The 18,022-nt window shown below is 37.2% G+C and carries 16 protein-coding genes; 12 read left to right on the forward strand and 4 right to left on the reverse strand.

The features are described from left to right. Position 1: 1 nt before the first annotated feature. From OL225_RS12900 to dnaG, 3 genes are all read right to left on the reverse strand, one after another. A complete protein-coding gene (locus tag OL225_RS12900; RefSeq protein ID WP_264518529.1) occupies positions 2-1,270 on the reverse strand; it encodes an esterase-like activity of phytase family protein in 1,269 nt (422 codons plus the stop codon). A gap of 571 nt (positions 1,271-1,841) precedes the next feature. Then, a complete protein-coding gene (gene clpP / locus OL225_RS12905; RefSeq protein WP_034726592.1) occupies positions 1,842-2,528 on the reverse strand; it encodes an ATP-dependent Clp endopeptidase proteolytic subunit ClpP in 687 nt (228 codons plus the stop codon). 112 nt (positions 2,529-2,640) lie between these two features. Then, the gene (gene dnaG, locus OL225_RS12910) at positions 2,641-4,629 is read right to left on the reverse strand and encodes a DNA primase (protein WP_264518530.1); all 1,989 of its coding nucleotides are present in this window, start codon (positions 4,627-4,629) and stop codon (positions 2,641-2,643) included. 103 nt (positions 4,630-4,732) lie between these two features. Between dnaG and tsaE the strand changes: the two genes are divergently transcribed. The 9 genes from tsaE (at position 4,733) to OL225_RS12955 (ending at position 12,283) form a co-directional block, all read left to right on the forward strand. Next, the gene (gene tsaE, locus OL225_RS12915) at positions 4,733-5,140 is read left to right on the forward strand and encodes a tRNA (adenosine(37)-N6)-threonylcarbamoyltransferase complex ATPase subunit type 1 TsaE (RefSeq protein ID WP_264518531.1); all 408 of its coding nucleotides are present in this window, start codon (positions 4,733-4,735) and stop codon (positions 5,138-5,140) included. Between the two features lie 67 nt (positions 5,141-5,207). Continuing rightward, complete coding sequence (locus OL225_RS12920; RefSeq protein WP_047377074.1) at positions 5,208-6,398, forward strand: alanine dehydrogenase; 1,191 nt, start codon at positions 5,208-5,210, stop codon at positions 6,396-6,398. Next, complete coding sequence (locus tag OL225_RS12925) at positions 6,398-6,769, forward strand: hypothetical protein (RefSeq protein WP_264518532.1); 372 nt, start codon at positions 6,398-6,400, stop codon at positions 6,767-6,769. Before OL225_RS12920 ends, OL225_RS12925 begins: the two co-directional genes overlap by 1 nt. 15 nt (positions 6,770-6,784) lie before the next feature. Beyond that, a complete protein-coding gene (locus OL225_RS12930) occupies positions 6,785-7,558 on the forward strand; it encodes a histidine kinase (RefSeq protein ID WP_081995478.1) in 774 nt (257 codons plus the stop codon). Then, positions 7,533-8,243, forward strand: a complete 711-nt coding sequence (locus tag OL225_RS12935; RefSeq protein ID WP_047377077.1) for a LytR/AlgR family response regulator transcription factor — start codon at positions 7,533-7,535, stop codon at positions 8,241-8,243. The genes OL225_RS12930 and OL225_RS12935 overlap by 26 nt, the downstream gene beginning before the upstream one ends. 110 nt (positions 8,244-8,353) lie before the next feature. After that, positions 8,354-8,743: a hypothetical protein gene (locus OL225_RS12940; protein WP_047377078.1), complete on the forward strand. Its 390-nt coding sequence runs from the start codon at positions 8,354-8,356 to the stop codon at positions 8,741-8,743. A 96-nt stretch (positions 8,744-8,839) separates the two neighbouring features. Further along, positions 8,840-11,119 (forward strand): cation:proton antiporter, encoded by a 2,280-nt coding sequence (locus OL225_RS12945; RefSeq protein WP_047377079.1) that lies wholly within the window; start codon positions 8,840-8,842, stop codon positions 11,117-11,119. Positions 11,120-11,223: 104 nt separating this feature from the next. Beyond that, complete coding sequence (locus OL225_RS12950; RefSeq protein ID WP_264518533.1) at positions 11,224-11,709, forward strand: hypothetical protein; 486 nt, start codon at positions 11,224-11,226, stop codon at positions 11,707-11,709. A 49-nt stretch (positions 11,710-11,758) separates the two neighbouring features. Beyond that, positions 11,759-12,283, forward strand: a complete 525-nt coding sequence (locus OL225_RS12955; protein WP_319800582.1) for a hypothetical protein — start codon at positions 11,759-11,761, stop codon at positions 12,281-12,283. Positions 12,284-12,290: 7 nt separating this feature from the next. Here the strand turns inward: OL225_RS12955 and OL225_RS12960 are convergent, their stop codons facing one another. After that, the gene (locus OL225_RS12960; RefSeq protein WP_264518535.1) at positions 12,291-12,938 is read right to left on the reverse strand and encodes a hypothetical protein; all 648 of its coding nucleotides are present in this window, start codon (positions 12,936-12,938) and stop codon (positions 12,291-12,293) included. Between the two features lie 548 nt (positions 12,939-13,486). On the opposite strand from OL225_RS12960, the gene OL225_RS12965 reads away from it, so the two are divergent. The 3 genes from OL225_RS12965 to OL225_RS12975 are packed head-to-tail and all read left to right on the forward strand — an operon-like array spanning position 13,487 to position 18,017. Further along, entirely contained in the window at positions 13,487-14,509 is a 1,023-nt protein-coding gene (locus OL225_RS12965; protein ID WP_264518536.1) for a LysM peptidoglycan-binding domain-containing protein, read from the forward strand. Between the two features lies 1 nt (position 14,510). Beyond that, positions 14,511-15,362 (forward strand): DUF4280 domain-containing protein, encoded by an 852-nt coding sequence (locus OL225_RS12970; RefSeq protein WP_264518537.1) that lies wholly within the window; start codon positions 14,511-14,513, stop codon positions 15,360-15,362. A 3-nt stretch (positions 15,363-15,365) separates the two neighbouring features. After that, the gene (locus tag OL225_RS12975; RefSeq protein WP_264518538.1) at positions 15,366-18,017 is read left to right on the forward strand and encodes a hypothetical protein; all 2,652 of its coding nucleotides are present in this window, start codon (positions 15,366-15,368) and stop codon (positions 18,015-18,017) included. Positions 18,018-18,022: the final 5 nt, after the last annotated feature.

Consider the following 18,022-nt stretch of genomic DNA (forward strand, 5'->3'; position numbering starts at 1 on the left):
ATTATTGAATATCGACTACGTACATAGTTCCTTTGTCTACCTTCCCTGTTTTAGGAAGAATTTTGGCTTTAGGGTTTCCGTTTCCATCATCCACTACTCCAAAGTCATCATCATTAAAAACAGCCAGTTTATTATTTCCCAAATAAACAATCCCCTCGAATTTATCATGTTCATAGCCCAGTTTTGCAACCAGATCTACGGCTAATGTTTTTGAAACAGCTTTTATCCCCGCATTGGTAATTTCATCCCATGAACACTGCTCTAAAGCTTTTCCATTAATTTTCATTCCGTCTACTGCATTGATATCCGCTCCGTTCACATCGGAAGCATTGCTCAGGTTAATTCTGTATACTTTTTTAATTCCACCCTGAGATCCGAAACTTCCATCTCTTTCAATCACCAGGAATTCATTGTTACTTAATGCAGTAATATCACACACCGAATCAGAAGCCCCACCATCCTGCTTGTATAAAAACTGCTTGGTCTGCCCTGTAATAATATCAAATGTGACAATTCTCGTTAAAGTAGTATTGGTAGCCAATGTTTTACTAGGAACAAACATCATCGATTGCATTGTACCTACCAATGTTCTCCCATCCGGAGTGATACAAAGTCCTTCCATTCCTCTGTTGGCTCTTCTTTTCGCTAAAACGGCAGGCAACTTTCTTGGTCCGGTATTTACACCTATCGGGCTTATTCTTTCCATCTCCATCCCGTCAGCACTATAATGTACGATGTGCGGTCCATATTCATCAGAAACCCAGAATGTACCATCAGCAGCTGCCACAATACTTTCACTGTCTAATCCATATTTATCTGTTCCTAAAACATTTCCGGATGCATCATAGGCTATTTCCCCTGTACTTCCCATTCCGACAGGGTTTGGAAGTCCTGTAATAGGTTGTCCTGATGGATTTTTAAGTTTAATATATTTGATCACCTCTACATTTCCATCAGCATTGATTTTAAAATGCATAATGGTAGGCGTAAAATTAGGAGCAAGAAATTTTTTCCCGTTCTGGAAATCGGTATTAGGTCCTCTGTCTGTAATGACATAGAATTCGCCTTTTCTTGTAGGATGAGCGGCTGCTCCGGAACCAAATCCGCCATTAATGACATCTACTCCGTTTATGGTAGCCAGTTTTGTAAAGGGAAATTCCTGTGGTAGTTTGGAATAATTAATATCCTGATTAATTATTGTGGTATCATCATCACTTTTACATGAAGCCAATACTGCCAGCACTACAACAGACAATAGTAATTTTTTCATATTCACTTTTATGGCTGCGAAAATAGAGATTGATTATAAACTGATGTTGAATATAATAATAATTGTATTTTAACAATGGAACTACAAAATGAATTGAATATAAACAGAAAAAACAGAGAGTTTAAAAGCGAAAACCCAATAATCTTATTTAATCATTAATTAATTTGAAAATAGATTTTTGGGACATCCGAAAAAAGATACAACATGCGCAGATCTTCAATCTGTATCAGAAATCGAAGATTTGACGCAGTCAATGACTGCGTCTTTTTTATGAGGACATGGAAAACCACCCCGTCAAAAATTCTTTGAATTTTCGCCACCCCTCCAAAGGGAGGGGAATTCTTACGTCTTCAGCTGAGAATATGGTCTGGATTGTAGATTTTCTCTGATGTATTTCTTCATGAGTGATGGTGGCTGGATTCCTACGGAATGACAAACTGTATGGATAAAACATTATTCCAATTGTGTCATTCCGTGGGAATCTAAACAGTCAATACAGTTTAAAATCCAAAATTAATTCAACAAAAAAACCGCACCAAATTAGTGCGGTTTCTTATGATTTTACAATCAATTATTTTTTCTCTGTAGATCTTTGTAAAACCTCATCTACCATTCCGTAACCTTTAGCTTCTTCAGAAGTCATCCAGTAATCTCTGTCAGAAGATTTTTCTACCCACTCGTAAGTTTGTCCTGAGTGGTGACCAATGATTTCATAAAGTTCCTGCTTCAGCTTCAGCATCTCTCTCAAGTTGATCTCCATATCAGAAGCAACTCCCTGAGCACCTCCTGAAGGCTGGTGAATCATTACTCTTGAATGTTTAAGCGCAGAACGTTTTCCTTTTTCTCCTGCAACCAATAATACAGCTCCCATTGAAGCAGCCATACCTGTACAGATTGTTGCTACATCCGGCTTAATGATCTGCATCGTGTCATAAATACCTAAACCTGCATAAACACTCCCACCAGGAGAGTTGATATAGATCTGAATATCTTTTGACGGGTCTGCGCTTTCCAAGAATAAAAGCTGTGCCGTAACGATATTTGCCACCTGATCATCAATACCTGTTCCCAGGAAGATAATTCTGTCCATCATCAGACGGGAGAAAACGTCCATCTGAGCAACGTTTAATCTTCTTTCTTCCATGATGTACGGAGTAAGATTCGTTGGGCCATACATTCCCATATACTGATCGGTAACCAAACCGTTGTTTCCTAAATGTTTTACAGAGAAATCTCTGAAATCCTTTTTAATGTCCATATTTCTATTATGTATTATTTTTATATTATTCTCGAAGTTTAAATTACAATATTTATTCCTAAAATTTTATAGGACTTTTTGTCACAGAATATCAAAAAAACTGACTTAAAAACTATCTTCTCCTATCTCCATAGATCCCTTTGATAGGCGAATATTCGATGATATTACTCAATCGCATCGAAGCCTGTTTCAATAAGGTAATTTTCTTGATAAGCTCATAGTACTTTACTTCATCACTATCCCTGTACACGTCTAGCTCTTTATCTGTTTCTGTGATTAAGTAATCAATATATCTGTATTTATGCAATAAAACATCTCCCTGGATCTGATCTGCCACTTTATCCCCGTAATTGGGAGGATAAATATTTCTGGAAGCCCAGTTTTCAAGATCATCCAAAGGAATCAAAGCATCCACAACCTTGGTGGTAATCTCTTCATCCATAAAAGATACAAAAAAGTTTCCACTTCTGAGCTCATCTTTCTGAATTCCTTCCCTCACCTGAGTGATAATGATTTCATTGCCTTTGACTAAAAATGCATACTGCTCTTCTTCAAAATGATGAAGAATTTCCTCAATGACTGTAATCTGATATTCCTCACCTTGTTCATTTCTACGTTTCAGAATAATATCCCCAAATGCCAGCATGTGTTCAACAAGTTTATTCTCCATAAACAGCACATCAAACAGGAAAGGATCCTCTTTTTCTTTTTCCAGAGGAACAATTTCCATCTTCGGAGCTGCTGCTTTTTCCTTCTGCTGTTGCTGAACATGATGGGTCTGATTCTGTGTAATCTGCTTCTGAACATCAAGCTCATTGAAAAGACTTTGCTCAGAAAGTCCGAATTTATTGGAAACCTCCTTAAGGTAAACTTCTCTTTTCAGTGCATTCTGTACAAAGGAAACAGATTTTACGATATCCCTTATCGCTTCTGCTTTTTTAATAGGGTCATTGCCAACATCCCTCAACAGAATTTCCGCTTTGAAGTCGATAAAATCCATCGCTTCATTTTCTATATACTTTTCTACGTATTCCTGCGGATGCTTTCTGGCAAATGAATCCGGGTCATCTCCATCAGGGAAAAGCAATACACGGATATTCATTCCTTCAGTCAGCAGCATATCAATACTTCGGAAACTGGCTTTGATACCGGCATTATCACCGTCAAAAAGAATGGTTACGTTTTCTGTAAGTCTCTTAATCAGCTTAATCTGCTCCGTTGTCAAAGACGTTCCGGAACTGGCCACCACATTTTCAATTCCAGACATATGAAGTGAAATCACATCCATATATCCTTCCACCAAAAGACAGCCGTTCTTTCTTGAAATCGCCTGCTTACTTTGGTTTAATCCATAAAGAACATTGGATTTATGATAAATCTCCGTTTCCGGCGAATTGAGGTATTTTGCAGTCTTAACATTATTTTTAAGAATCCTTGCCCCAAAACCCAAAACCCTTCCGGAAAAACTGTGAATAGGGAAAATCACACGTTCCCTGAAGCGGTCTACTCCTGCAGGTGTATTTTCAGGGAAAATAGAAAGTCCGGACTTCTCAAGAATATCTTTGTTATATCCTTTTTCCAGCGCATAAGCAGTAAAGGCATTCTTCTTTTCAGGAGAATATCCCAGCTGGAACTTTCTGATAATATCGTCCTTAAGCTCTCTTTCTTTAAAATAAGAAAGACCTATACTTCTCCCTTCCTGATCATCCCAAAGAATTTCCTGGAAATAAGTATTGGCAATCTCATGAATTTTATATAAAAGATCTTTTTCGGTCTGTGCATTCTTTGCTTCTTCAGAAATTTCACGCAGATCCTCTTCAATTTCAATTCCATACTTTTTTGCCGCATGGCGAAGGGCTTCAGGATAAGTAAAGTTCTCAATTTCCATCAGGAAAGAAATTGCGGTTCCTCCCTTTCCGGTTGAGAAATCCTTCCAGATCTGTTTGCTTGGTGAAACCACAAAACTTGGAGATTTTTCTTCATGAAACGGACTGAGCCCTTTAAAGTTAGACCCTGCTCTTTTCAACTGCACGTATTCACCCACAATCTCTTCAACGCGGATCGTGGAGAATATTTTATCAATGGTCTGTTTGGAAATCATAGTACAAAAATACACATAAAAAAAAACCTTACAATTATATAATACAAGTGCATTATATTTAGTAAGTTTTATCATTATTTTTGCAAAATAAATTTGGTAATATATGCAATTCACTATAGATAAAATAGAAGACTGGCAGGAAGTTGTTGATAGCATCATTCCTCAATTACAACATAATATTCTTTTATTAAAGGGAAATCTGGGTGCCGGGAAAACTACTTTTACACAATTTCTGCTTAAAAATATGGGCAGCAAAGATGAAGTGAACTCTCCCACTTACTCCATTGTGAATGAATACAATACTGAAAAAGGAAAAGTATATCATTTTGATCTTTACCGCTTAAAAAACATTGAAGAAGTCTATGATATCGGGATTGAAGAGTATCTGGACAACTCTTTTCTATGCATTATCGAGTGGCCGGAAGTGTATGAAGAGGAGCTTTACGGTCTCAACTATCACACAATGAGTATTGTGAACACGGGTGAAAACAGAGAAGTTTCATTCGATTAAATATTATGTATCTTTGCTCATTAATTGAGTGTAAATAACAATCTGTAAGACATAATTTAATTTAAGGATGAGTACAAATATTTTTACTCCTTTCACAGAAGAAGAATTAATGCCGAAAGAGGAAAAATTGGAGGTTATTAAAAAGGGGAAACAGTTTAGTATTGGAATTCCTAAAGAGACCTGTCTCAACGAAAGGAGAACCTGCATTACTCCTGACGCCGTACAGGTGTTGGTAGAACACGGCCATGAGATCATTATAGAATCCGGGTCCGGGGAAGGTTCGTTTTTTACAGATTTACAATATTCCGAATCAGGAGCGAAGATCACTAATGATCCTAAAGAAGCTTTCGGGCAGGATCTTATTCTGAAAATCAACCCTCCTACTGAAGACGAAATTGAGTATATGAAACCTAATACTTATCTGGTTTCGGCACTTCAGATCAACCTCAGAGACAAGGAATATTTCTTAAAGCTTGCAGAGAAAAAAATAAATGCCATTGCTTTTGAATTTATCGTTGATGAATACAAACAGCTGGCACTGGTAAGATTAATTGGGGAAATTGCAGGAACTGTTTCTATTTTATATGCTTCAGAGTTATTGGCTTTATCAAACGGATTAATGCTTGGAGGGATCACAGGAGTGAGACCTGCAGAAGTAGTGATTCTTGGAGCCGGAATTGTAGGTGAATTTGCTACGAAAGCTGCCATTGGCTTAGGAGCCAGCGTAAAGGTTTTCGATAACTCTCTATCAAAGCTGAGAAGACTTCATACGATTGTTGACAGCCGTGTACCGACTTCCATTATTGATCCTAAAGAACTCAGCAAAAGCTTAAGACGTGCTGATGTAGTGATAGGAGCTCTTCCAAGATTGAATATGACGCCTATCGTCACTGAAGATATGGTGATGAAAATGAAAAAAGGAAGTGTCATTATTGATATTACCATAGATAACGGTAAAGTTATTGAAACTTCAGAGCTTACTACCATGGAAGATCCTTATGTCATCAAACACGGTGTTATCCACTGCGGACTTCCGAACCTTACCTCAAGAATGCCGAGAACCACTACGAAGGCAATCTCGAATTTCTTCCTTTCCTATATTTTAAATTATGACGAAGAGGGCGGCTTTGAAAACATGCTGATCCGCAAAAACGAAATGAAGCAGAGCTTATATATGTACAAAGGAAGACATACCAAGAAAATCATCTGCGACCGTTTCGGACTTACGTACCACGATATCAATCTTTTAATTTTCTAATGAAAAAACTGAAATTTTATGCAATAGGCTTCATTCCGGGGCTTTTACTTGTATTTTTTATTTTAAACAAAAAAGGGGCAAGCTGCAGCGGCTATTTACCTAACAGCCGTGTCATTGCTGAAAGCCTTTCCAAAGAATTCAAATATTCTGAAGAAGCTAAAAATGCAATGGCAGCCTACAAGATTGATGAGAAGTTTATAAAAGACAGTATCATTACCAAAGGGAAAGTAGATTTTGACCGCAGCCATGCACAACAGAAACCTTGTCCAAGCTATCTTTTAACCTATCCTGAAAAAAATCCGTCTTACGAAATCACTTATGAAAAATGTGAAGAAACAGTGATGGTAAACGGTCTTAAAAAACTTAAATAGTTTTAATACCATAGTATGGACGGCAATTATTACATGATTCATGATTATCTGATATTCATCGGAGTTTTTGCCATTTTCCTGTTTCTCACCACCAGTATTTATCTTTTCAGCCAGAATCAGAAGCTGAAACAGAGAAATACCAAATTATCGGAAACCAACAAACTTATTGAACAGCGTCTGAATGAAGTCCGGCTGGAGCATATTGGGACAAAGCTGAACCCTCACTTGTTTAAAAACATTCTCAATTCGGTTCAGTCTCATGCTTATCAAACGTATATGTCGCTGGATAAACTGGCCAATGTGCTGGACTATATTTTATACGAAAGCAACAATAAGTATGTCAGCCCGAAAGAGGAGCTCAATTTTGCTTTAAGTCTTATTGAAATTAATAAAATTAAGATCAATCCTCTTTTCGATTTCAGAATCAAATCAAGGATCAACAAGTCTGATTCTCTATATGAAGAAAAGGTATTTGCTCCGCTAATTTCTGTGGATCTTATTGAAAATGCCTTCAAACATACAGATTTCCTGGCCCAGGACTCTTTTATTTCCATTTATATGGAGCTTGAAAACGGAATTTTCACGATGAAAGTAAGCAATAAAGCTTCGTTAAAGAATATTTTGGAAAAGGAAAAAAGCGGTTTTGGAAGCCAGTCTTTTGATCAAAGGCTTAAGATGATTTACAGCACTTACTACCAGCTGGAAAGAAGTTCAAAAAACGGAGTCTTCACTGCAGAATTAAAAATCAATTTAGGAGAATTCTATGATAAAATGCGTTATTCTGGATGATGAATTACTGGCCATCAGCTACTTAAAACTTCTATGTGAACAGATCGACAATGTAGAGGTGGTAAAAGCATTCAATGATCCCAAAATTTTCCTGAATGAAATAGACAGCATCGACTGTAATCTGTGTATTCTGGATATTGAAATGCCCGGAATGACAGGTCTTCAGGTGGCTGAAATTATTTCAGGCTCAAAAAAAATAATCTTTACCACCGCTTATAAAGAATATGCAGCCGAAGCTTTCGATCTGAATGTGGTAGATTATGTAAGAAAACCTATTAAAAAAGAAAGACTGATCCAGGCCTTTGAAAAAGCCAAAGAACTGGTGGAAAACCCTCCTAAGAAAGACTTCATTGAATGGAATACCAATATCGGAAAAACCGTCATATTCACTGAACAGATCTCTTATATCAAAACTTCTGAAATTGACAGCAGGGATAAAGATATTATCCTCAGCGACGGAACTACCATCGTATTAAAAAACCTGAATTTTAAAAACCTTCTGGAAATGCTTCCGGCCAAAGATTTTGCTCAGGTCAACAAAAAAGAGATCATTGCACTTTCTTCCATTAAAGTATTTTCAACCAACGAAATTATCACGACAATCACCACTGAAGACCACACTTTTCTGAAACTTCAGATTGGAGACGCTTATAAAAATTCGTTGATGGAGCTTTTCGGGAAATAGACCTTTTTCAAATCTTCAGGGTTTCGTTACAGAATATAAGCTCTTCATTACAACTCCCCTGTTTCAATAGGTAATCCCTTTAATTTTGCATAGAATTAATTGATTTTATAATGAAAAATTGTTTCTATGCTGCAGGACTTCTCATATCCGGTTTGTGCTTTTCTCAGGAAACCTCTTCAAAATTGAAGGTCTCATTTTTTGACGGAATAGCAGTAGCCGGATATGTAGATCATGGTGCTTTCCTCAACTTTACAGGGCCTAACATAAACCTTACTCACAAAAATGTAAAATTTATATTGGGAATGCTTCCTTCCCTGAGAATTAAAGAAGACCATTCTTCCGGAACCAAAAACAGTCCTATTATGCCTACTTTGGGCGCAGGTTTTGCAGTCGTATACAAAAAAATAGCTTTCCAAATCCCGGCCTATTACAACACTAAAACAGCAGATCAGAATGGGAACTGGAGAATAGGCTTCGGACTCGGCTATTCATTCAAATAGATTTTATTACATTTTTTGGAACATTCATTACATTTTAAAAAAAAGAATATTTAACATAACTATATTCTTATCAACTTTGCATAAAATATTGGAATCATGAATTTGGGGAAATACAAAAATTTAATTTTCTACATTACTACCATCGCAGTCTTTTCGTGTCTGATGTATTATTTCATTATCGAAGGACAGACATTGGAAGTAAAAGAAAATATCGTTGCTAAAACCAGCAGCGGCTCTACCTGGGAGAATTTCCTGGAATCATTTAAAACCAACCTTCACCATCCGCTTGCATTATTATTGGCGCAAATCGTCACCATTATTATGACAGCAAGGCTTTTCGGGTGGATTTGTATGAAAATAAAACAGCCCACTGTAATCGGAGAAATGATTGCAGGTATTGTGCTGGGGCCATCACTCGTGGGAATGTATTTCCCTGAGTTTTCAGCATTTCTTTTCCCAAAAGAATCATTAGGTAATCTTCAGTTTCTGAGTCAGATAGGTCTTATCCTTTTCATGTATATTGTAGGAATGGAGCTGGATCTGAGTGTATTAAGAAAAAAAGCTCATGATGCTGTAGTCATCAGCCATGCGAGTATTATTATTCCTTTTGCTTTGGGAATAGGACTTTCTTATTTTGTTTATCAGGAATTTGCACCGGAGGGTATCCAGTTTACTTCTTTTGCCTTATTCATCGCTATTTCTATGAGTATTACAGCGTTTCCTGTACTGGCAAGAATTGTGCAGGAGAGAAACCTACAGAAAACCAAACTTGGAACTATTGTTATTACCTGTGCGGCTGCAGATGACATTACTGCATGGTGTATTCTTGCTGCAGTAATTGCCATTGTAAAAGCAGGTTCTTTCGCCAGTTCTATCTATGTAATCATTATGGCAATTGCCTATGTATTTTTAATGATTAAAATTGTCAGACCTTTTCTGAAAAGAATTGGAGACCTTCAGGCAGGAAAAAATACAATCAGCAAGCCTATGGTGGCTATTTTCTTTCTGACACTGATTTTGTCTGCATATGCTACTGAAGTAATTGGTATTCATGCGTTATTCGGTGCTTTTATGGCGGGAGCTATTATGCCGGAGAATACGAAATTCCGTACGCTTTTTATTGATAAAGTAGAGGATGTGGCCTTGGTGCTTCTGCTACCGTTGTTCTTTGTATTTACAGGACTTCGGACCCAAATCGGACTTCTGAATGACAGCCATCTATGGATGACGGCAGGATTCATTATTCTGACCGCTGTTCTCGGAAAGTTTGCTGGAAGTGCTCTCACCGCTAGATTTGTAGGGATTAACTGGAAGGAAAGCTTAACGATCGGAGCTCTGATGAATACAAGAGGACTTATGGAACTTATCGTACTGAATATTGGATATGACCTAGGAGTTTTAAGCCCTGAAATTTTCGCAATGCTTGTGATCATGGCGCTTTTCACCACTTTTATGACAGGGCCTGCCTTAGACTTTATTAATTTTATTTTTAAATCTAAAAAAAATCAGGACGAACCCATTCATGAAAATGATTCCAAGTACCGTGTTCTTCTCTCTTTTGATAAACCGGAATCAGGAAGTACTCTCTTAAAACTGGCTCACAATTTCACTCATAAAATGAATGGCAACAAAAGCATCACCGCCATGAATATTGCTCCGGTAGATGAAATGCATGCCTATGATATCAACGAGTACGAGGATTCACAATTTCAGAATGTGATTGAAACCTCTCATGATCTTAATCTGGAGGTTACTACCCTCTTCAAAGCCTCTACTGATATTGAAAGTGATCTCACTAATATTACCAATAAAGGGCATTATGATCTTTTGCTCATCATGCTTGGAAAATCCATGTATGAAGGAAGTTTATTGGGTCGTTTGCTAGGTTTTACAACGAAGATCATCAATCCAGAAAAACTTCTGAATACGGTAAAAGGTAAAGGAAACATTTTCAACAATTCTCCTTTTGACGATTTTACGCTTCAGATTCTGGACAAAACCAATATTCCTGTGGGAATTTTGGTGGAAAAAGATTTTAAAGCAGCAGATAAAGTATTTGTTCCGATCTTTAATCTGAGTGATTTTTACCTTCTTGAATATGCTAAAAGGCTTATCAACAATAATAATTCTCAAATTATCATTCTGGATGCTGCAGGACAGATCCGAAACAATATTGAGGTGAAAGAACTGATCAGAAGTATTGAGCAGGTTGCTCCTAATCATATCACTCTGTACAATGAGAAAAAGATTGAGAAAGAGTTTCTGAATTCTCAGGATCTGATGCTGATCAGCAGTAAAAGCTGGAAAAACCTGATTGATACAAAAAGTCTCTGGCTTTCTGATATCCCATCTACATTAATAATTTCAAACCCATAGCCCAAATAACACACCGATATTTCTATTTCTACCAGAAGCTGTAAATATTATTCGTTGTCTGTAAAGAAAAAACGGGTATATTTATAGCTTCAATTTTTTGGGACATGCTGATTAACAGTGAAAATGGAGTTATAGAGCTGAAAACCTTCAATACACAGCTTTATCGGGAAATGAGTCTTGATCAGCTGAAGCAGACTGATTTTTATAAAGAAAAGTATCATAATTGCCGGGATGTAAAAACAGGGTATTTTTGGTATTATTTTCAACATATAGAAATAAAAGGATATCAGGTATCTTTCGGTTTGTGTTTTTTCGGAGATCAACTGGACATCATCCATATGAACACGTGGGAAAATGGTGATGCAAAAGACTGGAATGAATGGACAGAGGAAAAAGAAATGAAAGTTTTTCACAGAAACAACACCTTTCTCACCCAGATCCTGGAAATCCCTCCAACCCAAAAAAAGAAAAAACCCTACCCAAGCTGCACCTTCAAGTTTCCCTGGGGAAATGTATGGTCGGTATATGATCCGCGAAGTGCCAGCAGCCTGATGGGAATCAGTTTTAATGAAGAGGATAAAAACAAATAAAAAATAACTTATAACCAAAGAATAAGATCATAGTATGTGCCGATACTCCATGATGGTTTACAAAGGACATTATGCCTGTTTCAACTGCCAGAAAACTTTCAAACGCCGCCACCTAAAAGATGTGGACCGGGATACTCAGGTTTCTATGGAAGCCAAATGCCCGGAATGTGGAAATCTGATGGCCAATATGGGACTCGATTTCAAATCACCGGCAAAAAATGATGATAAACAATGGGCTCACATTCGTGATTTGTATACTGTTGGAATTACTTTTCATTCGTGTGGATGTTCCGGCCCGGGATATATTCCGCAGGACCGAAAGGCTATTATTGATTATCTGGAAAAAGTTCGTTCAGAGTATATGAAATCTCTCGTATTCTGGAGATACCGGATAGAGCCTGAAAATAAAAAGGAACGGGAACTGGATTATCAAAAGAACAGCTCACATCTATGGGCCGTAAGCCGTAATGCCTTCAAAGAAACAGTGACCAATCAGGAAGGAATCAACTATTGGCTCCAGAGAATCAATGAGGTGGAAGAAAGGTTGAATATTATCAAAGCAGATAAGCCATAACAATCATTTAATCGGCTAATTCCAGAAGTCTTTTAAAGTCTTCTCTGATCTTTTTCTCCTGCTCATCGGGATAATCCGCACTGAAATTATATCCGCGTCCCGTAGTAGCATTGATTAAAATAATATTTCCGTTTTCAAAATAATTTCGGGTCATTGTAATTTTTGATTTTCTCAAATCAAATGCTTCCGTATCATTATTTTCTGTCATTACTTTAGCATCATAGAAAAGCGGTCGGTTATACCTGTAATCTTTCTCGAAAACAAACGATAGCTGTCCGTTCAGAAGATAATATTCTATCAGTTCCTGCCCCATTTCACCATAATTTCTGGCAATAACTTTTTCCAGTCCTTTATCTGTATAATAAAATGCAGCCTCCCCTCCTTCTGTCGATTCTCCTTCAATATTTTTCTTTTGAACAGAGGTCCATTTTGTCATGGAATTGATCCTTTTAAAATTGGCCTGAATAGGTTTCAGCCTGTTTTTTAAGCTCTTACTGTTTGTTGTATCCTGTTCGTTGAATGTTTCGTTGATTCTTACAGTATCCTTTGCCTTTGTGGTGAAAAAAACAGATGACTGAGCATTGGACTTCTGAGCATATGCAGAACCCAAACTGATCAATACAATGAAAACTCCGTGTAAGAATCTATTTTTCATGTTTATTGTTTTTTTATAGCTTTAAAATTAATAATAACTTTTGGTTGTACTATAATATTATGAAACCACAAATTCACAAAAGTTTTTATTTGCCTGTTATAAGTTACAAATAACTGTTTTAAAAGTACACAAGCTTTGAAACCCTTATAGCAGCTCAAATTACTACAATACACAATTGGAATGATCAATCTTACCCACACAGCTTGTCATTCTGTAAAGTCTTAGGCAACGATAAAGGCTATTCAGATTCCTACGGAATGACACAATTGCAAGGACCGTCTATCCACACAGTTTGTCATTCCGTAGGAATCCAGCCCGTATTGCATTATTGAAGTATTGGAAAGTCACAATTCTGACAAAAACCTCAACTGAAGACGTAACATTCCCTTCCTCTGGAGGGTGGCGAAAATTCAAAGAATTTTTGACGGGGTGGTTTTGCGGATTGCTTTAAATGCATGTCGTAATTCTACTACAATTTTTAAAATTTAACCCCAAAAATTAATTTCAAATATAGTTTTTTAATAGCTTTATGCGATAATTCACATTGGATGGAAATTGATTTCTTACAATATCAGGTACGAAATGGAGACACGCTGACCTCTATCGCTTCCCGGTTGGGTATGACTGGTGAGGAATTAAAACTGTTTCACAATTCCTGTTGTAAAAGCATGGATAAAGTTTGGCTTGAAAACCTTAACGATGTTGAAAGTATCTTTGTTCCTATCCATTTTAAAACGGAGACAGAAAAAGAACAGGAAAGAAAAAACAGTCTTCCTGCTCAGTTTTCAGATTCATTTCTTGCTAAAACATATGCTGTTAATGAAACTTTTGAAACTCCGTTTGAATCTCCGGTTAGTATCGATTATATCATTGAGCTTAATCTTCACAAAGAAAGAAACACAGCCCGGCACATTCTGAGCTACAGTCAGAATGATTTTAAATCTAATGGAAATACACCTGATGATAAAGTAAGCAGTTTGTCCATTGCCTGTATGAAAAGTATTATGCCTTTTGAGTTTGTGATTGATGAACAGGGTAAAATCACCGGATTTGCAGATCATAAGAAAATTACGGATACTTTTTCCAAACAACGCAAAGAACTTGAGGATTTTTACATAGGTGAAGTTTCTCAAAATTTTATGGATGTATTTGAAAGGAGTATCCAGGATGAATCGTTTTTTTTACAGCAGCTTAAGAGTACACTCCTGTTTCAGACTCTGTTTCCCAAAATAGATTGGTTCCAAAGGAAAAAGAATTGGACAGAGCCTTTTTATTTTCTGCAGAATTCATTTCCGGTACAGTGTGAACTCAATATTGAACAGTCAAATGATGATGATGACTCTGTTTTGACTATTTTAAACGCTAAAATCACAGAACTATGTACTTCACAGGAGATCTCGAGCGGTATTAAACTTAAAGAGTCTGCGCCTGAACCAGCACAGGGAAACATCGTATTAGAATACACCACTCACACCAAAAATAAGAATCTTCTTCAGGCCAAAGCTTCGGTTTTACTCAGCCATGAAGAAGTATTTATCCATCAACACCACATCACCATAACACAAGGATAATATGAAAAATTATGTCACACAAAAAGGCGATACCTTCAGTTCTCTGGCCCGGCAGTTTAAACTGAAAAATGAAGGTGTTTTAAAGACCTATCATAACCTCCACTGTCCGCCGGAAGATGTCATGCAGGAACCTGTTCCTGGAAAAGCGATTCTTATCCCGGAAGACCCACAGCTTATGGCTGAGGAAACAGAACCTCAGAATATATCTGCATCTTCTCAGGAAGAGTCTACAGAAGACAGCATTTCTGATGAAGAAAATTCTACGGAAGAACCTTCACAAAATGAAGAAGAGTCATCCGGAAAAGCAGAACAAAAAACTAATAAAGAAGAAAAGAAAGATAAAAAAGAAGACAGTGGTTCCAGCCCTCATGAAGGAAAATATTTCGTTGTGCAGAAAGGAACTGTACAATGCAATCAGGGATTTAAATTCCCAAAATTTAAAGTAACCAGCCACCAGAAACATTACTGGAATGACGGAGAAGGACAGGCGGATTATCTGGCTGTAACAGAAGATGATCTTCAGCTTGATCCTGCGGCACAACCATTCGGACAGTGTAAACTTAAACCCACTTCCGGAGGATACCTTCCCTGTGCTTACGCTCCTGCGGGAAAATGGCAGAAGACTTACGAAAAAGTAAAAGTCATGGAAAAAAGCTGCCTTACAGAAATTTCAGAACTTATGTGCAGTACAGGAGGAAAGATAACTATTCTCAAGCACGGACAGCAAAGTGAGACCGGAAAAAGCCATGTTGCAAAAGCAAACACACAGGAACAGCAGGTTTATAATCCCGTTGTGGATTTTGATGAATTCAAGGAAGATACAAAAGGAACAGATGAACTCTATTACAGCTAAACCATGACAGGAAATATTATCGGGAATCAGAATCCTCTGGTAGGAACAACGTACACCTACGAAGTAAAACCTTCCATCCTATCATTTGGACTGAAAGGTGAATATGAATGGTATCTTTACAAGAAACAAAAAAACGGAATCTGGAAAGACATCACCAACCAACCTAAAAAGGGCGAAAAAGTAACCTACAAATTTGGAGAAATAGCGCTGGGAATAGAATTTCAAATGAAAGTCTACGAGACTAAAAAAGGAATTTTACCAGGACTTCCCACAACGAAAGAATTGGTTGCCAGTATTATATTAATACCTACCAGTAATAAAGTTTCAAAAATAGATAAAGTAGTACTCTTCAACAGAGGAGGAACGAACGTCAATAAAGCCAGTTATCGTGATACCCTGATTGCTCAGGCTCACTGCATCGCCATGTTTAACAAAGAGATCGAATTTCATCTTTGGGAAGATGATGCTCCTGGAAAAGGTCATGATGCTGTTATCAATAAAAACAATCGTCATACACGCAGCTACAAAGCTTTGGTCAATGCAAAAGGTATTGCAGAAGTACAGATACCTCTGATGTCTGATGAAAAAATCCTTCGTCAGGTTGCTAACCAGTTTGTAATGAAAGGTGACAAAGATGAAGGTGCCAACCATGAATATTATGTAACAGCCACTTACTCCGGAAAAATCCAGGGAGCCAGTCAGGTGAATGTAGATGTGGCCAATCCTGATTATAAAGGACAGCCTCAAAACCAACCCAAACCTAAGCCTCAACCCGGCACACAGACCCCAAAATTTCCTACAAAACAAGGAGGTGGTCCCAAACAACCTGATCCTAAGGGTAATATTATAGAAGCTGTTTTCATTGATGATACCGGAAATGAACTCTCCAAAGTAGCTGTAGGAGATAAAGTAAGAATAAGAATCCACTCCAAAAATATGGTGGGAAAACACATCCAATATGTTATCTGGGAATATGATACCACTTCCAATGATGAAGTCTACAGAAGCGGAAATATCAAAATTCCTGCTGATGTATGTGATACTTCAGGATTTATCATTACCAAAGATATTTTTGGAAAAGGAGTAGACTCCCCTATCGGCGATCCGGATTCTGATAAACAAAATTATTTTATAGAAATTATCTCCAAAGATCTCTCTGCGGAATCTCAGAAATTTGGGGTAAATTCGGAAGGTTTGATGCAGGTGGAGAAGGTGAAGAGTGCGGCGGGGGTGCAGAAGACGCAAGATCCGAAACCAGAAACCGGAAAATGCCCGAATTGTGATAAACCCGTAACAGCAGATGATTTAAAGACCATCTTCCCTAATGCCTCGGAAGCCAACAGGAAAATTGTTGCAGACACGTATACCAAATATATGAAGGATTTGGGAATGAATACTTGTTGGAATAAGGCTCACTTTTTTGCACAAGCAAAAATAGAATCAGGAGATGCGTTATCTTTAAAAACAGGAGAAGGTTTTAATTATGCTGTAGAAGCGTTACCTGCTGTTCCTTTTAAAGCTTTTCAGGCAAAAGATAAAAATGGACATATTATTCCTAATGACTTAGCTTTTAAATATGGTAGAATTGATGGAAAAAATATTGAATTATTAAAGACAAAATATAGTAAACCATCATTAAAATTCCAAACTGCAGATCAAAAAATGATTGCTAATACTGCATATAGCAATAGGAAAGAATTAGGCAATACTGGAGGAGATGATGGGTGGAATTATAGAGGTCGTGGTATGGTTCAATTAACTGGAAGGGTAAACTATACTAACATTAATACTTATTCTCTTAAGTATTTAAAAATAGATATTTTAAAAGAATTTGAAAAAGTAGGTACAAGTTTGGAACTCGCTGTTCTTACATCAATGGGATATTTGCACAGAGGGGGAATGCCTAACATTGCAAATGGATGTACAAATGAAGATTTAATAAGTGCTCTTGTCGGAAATGATGTATTCAACAAAAAAGGAGAATCTATTAATCATGTACCTAAACAGAAAGCTTTTGATGAAATAACTTCTAAAGTTTTCAAAGTAAATAATTGTACATATGGTAAAAAACAAGGCAAAACGATACCAGCTAAAAAAGGGAAAGCTCCATGGATGCCTTATGCTTTAGGAGAAATTGGACAAAAAGCAATCTTAGGAGACAAAAACAACCCTAGAATTAATGAATACTTTAACGCCTCAACTAATGGAAAGGGGCTTAATGAATCTACAAATTGGTGTGGTGCATTTACAAGTTGGTGTATGGTACAAGCAGGCTACACTCCTCCACCTTTATCTTGCAGAGCTGCAATGTGGCAGTTTTGGAAACAAGATAAGCCAATTTATGGTTCTGCAGCAGTTATTGACTGGGACAGTAATGAAGCAGCAAGTCCTAATGGAAAAGGAGGTGCCGTAGGAGGATCAGGCCATATTACTTTTGTAATTGGCATAAGTAAAGATGGAAATCACTATTATTGTGTTGGTGGAAATCAAGGTGGAACAAAAGGTGCTAGAACAGTTAAAATTTCAAAATATTCAAAAAATGACATAGATTGGTTCGTTATTCCCCCTGATTATTCCCCTGAAGCAGAAGAGTACAAACTAAAAATAATGACATCTGAAGCAGATATAGACTCATCTTCATCAACTAGAAGCTAAAGATT

This window comes from Chryseobacterium viscerum (assembly GCF_025949665.1).
Taxonomy (GTDB): Bacteria; Bacteroidota; Bacteroidia; order Flavobacteriales; family Weeksellaceae; genus Chryseobacterium; species Chryseobacterium viscerum_A.

What these genes read in the sequence shown, in the direction of transcription:
- OL225_RS12950 (WP_264518533.1), top strand. Translation starts at nt 11,224, where the DNA reads ATGCTGATTAACAGTGAAAATGGAGTTATAGAGCTGAAAACCTTCAAT.
- OL225_RS12970 (WP_264518537.1), top strand. Translation starts at nt 14,511, where the DNA reads ATGAAAAATTATGTCACACAAAAAGGCGATACCTTCAGTTCTCTGGCC.
- OL225_RS12935 (WP_047377077.1), top strand. Translation starts at nt 7,533, where the DNA reads ATGATAAAATGCGTTATTCTGGATGATGAATTACTGGCCATCAGCTAC.
- OL225_RS12965 (WP_264518536.1), top strand. Translation starts at nt 13,487, where the DNA reads ATGGAAATTGATTTCTTACAATATCAGGTACGAAATGGAGACACGCTG.
- OL225_RS12900 (WP_264518529.1), bottom strand. Translation starts at nt 1,270, where the DNA reads ATGAAAAAATTACTATTGTCTGTTGTAGTGCTGGCAGTATTGGCTTCA.
- OL225_RS12925 (WP_264518532.1), top strand. Translation starts at nt 6,398, where the DNA reads ATGAAAAAACTGAAATTTTATGCAATAGGCTTCATTCCGGGGCTTTTA.
- OL225_RS12930 (WP_081995478.1), top strand. Translation starts at nt 6,785, where the DNA reads ATGGACGGCAATTATTACATGATTCATGATTATCTGATATTCATCGGA.
- OL225_RS12960 (WP_264518535.1), bottom strand. Translation starts at nt 12,938, where the DNA reads ATGAAAAATAGATTCTTACACGGAGTTTTCATTGTATTGATCAGTTTG.
- OL225_RS12940 (WP_047377078.1), top strand. Translation starts at nt 8,354, where the DNA reads ATGAAAAATTGTTTCTATGCTGCAGGACTTCTCATATCCGGTTTGTGC.
- OL225_RS12955 (WP_319800582.1), top strand. Translation starts at nt 11,759, where the DNA reads ATGATGGTTTACAAAGGACATTATGCCTGTTTCAACTGCCAGAAAACT.
- OL225_RS12975 (WP_264518538.1), top strand. Translation starts at nt 15,366, where the DNA reads ATGACAGGAAATATTATCGGGAATCAGAATCCTCTGGTAGGAACAACG.
- OL225_RS12920 (WP_047377074.1), top strand. Translation starts at nt 5,208, where the DNA reads ATGAGTACAAATATTTTTACTCCTTTCACAGAAGAAGAATTAATGCCG.
- clpP (WP_034726592.1), bottom strand. Translation starts at nt 2,528, where the DNA reads ATGGACATTAAAAAGGATTTCAGAGATTTCTCTGTAAAACATTTAGGA.
- dnaG (WP_264518530.1), bottom strand. Translation starts at nt 4,629, where the DNA reads ATGATTTCCAAACAGACCATTGATAAAATATTCTCCACGATCCGCGTT.
- tsaE (WP_264518531.1), top strand. Translation starts at nt 4,733, where the DNA reads ATGCAATTCACTATAGATAAAATAGAAGACTGGCAGGAAGTTGTTGAT.
- OL225_RS12945 (WP_047377079.1), top strand. Translation starts at nt 8,840, where the DNA reads ATGAATTTGGGGAAATACAAAAATTTAATTTTCTACATTACTACCATC.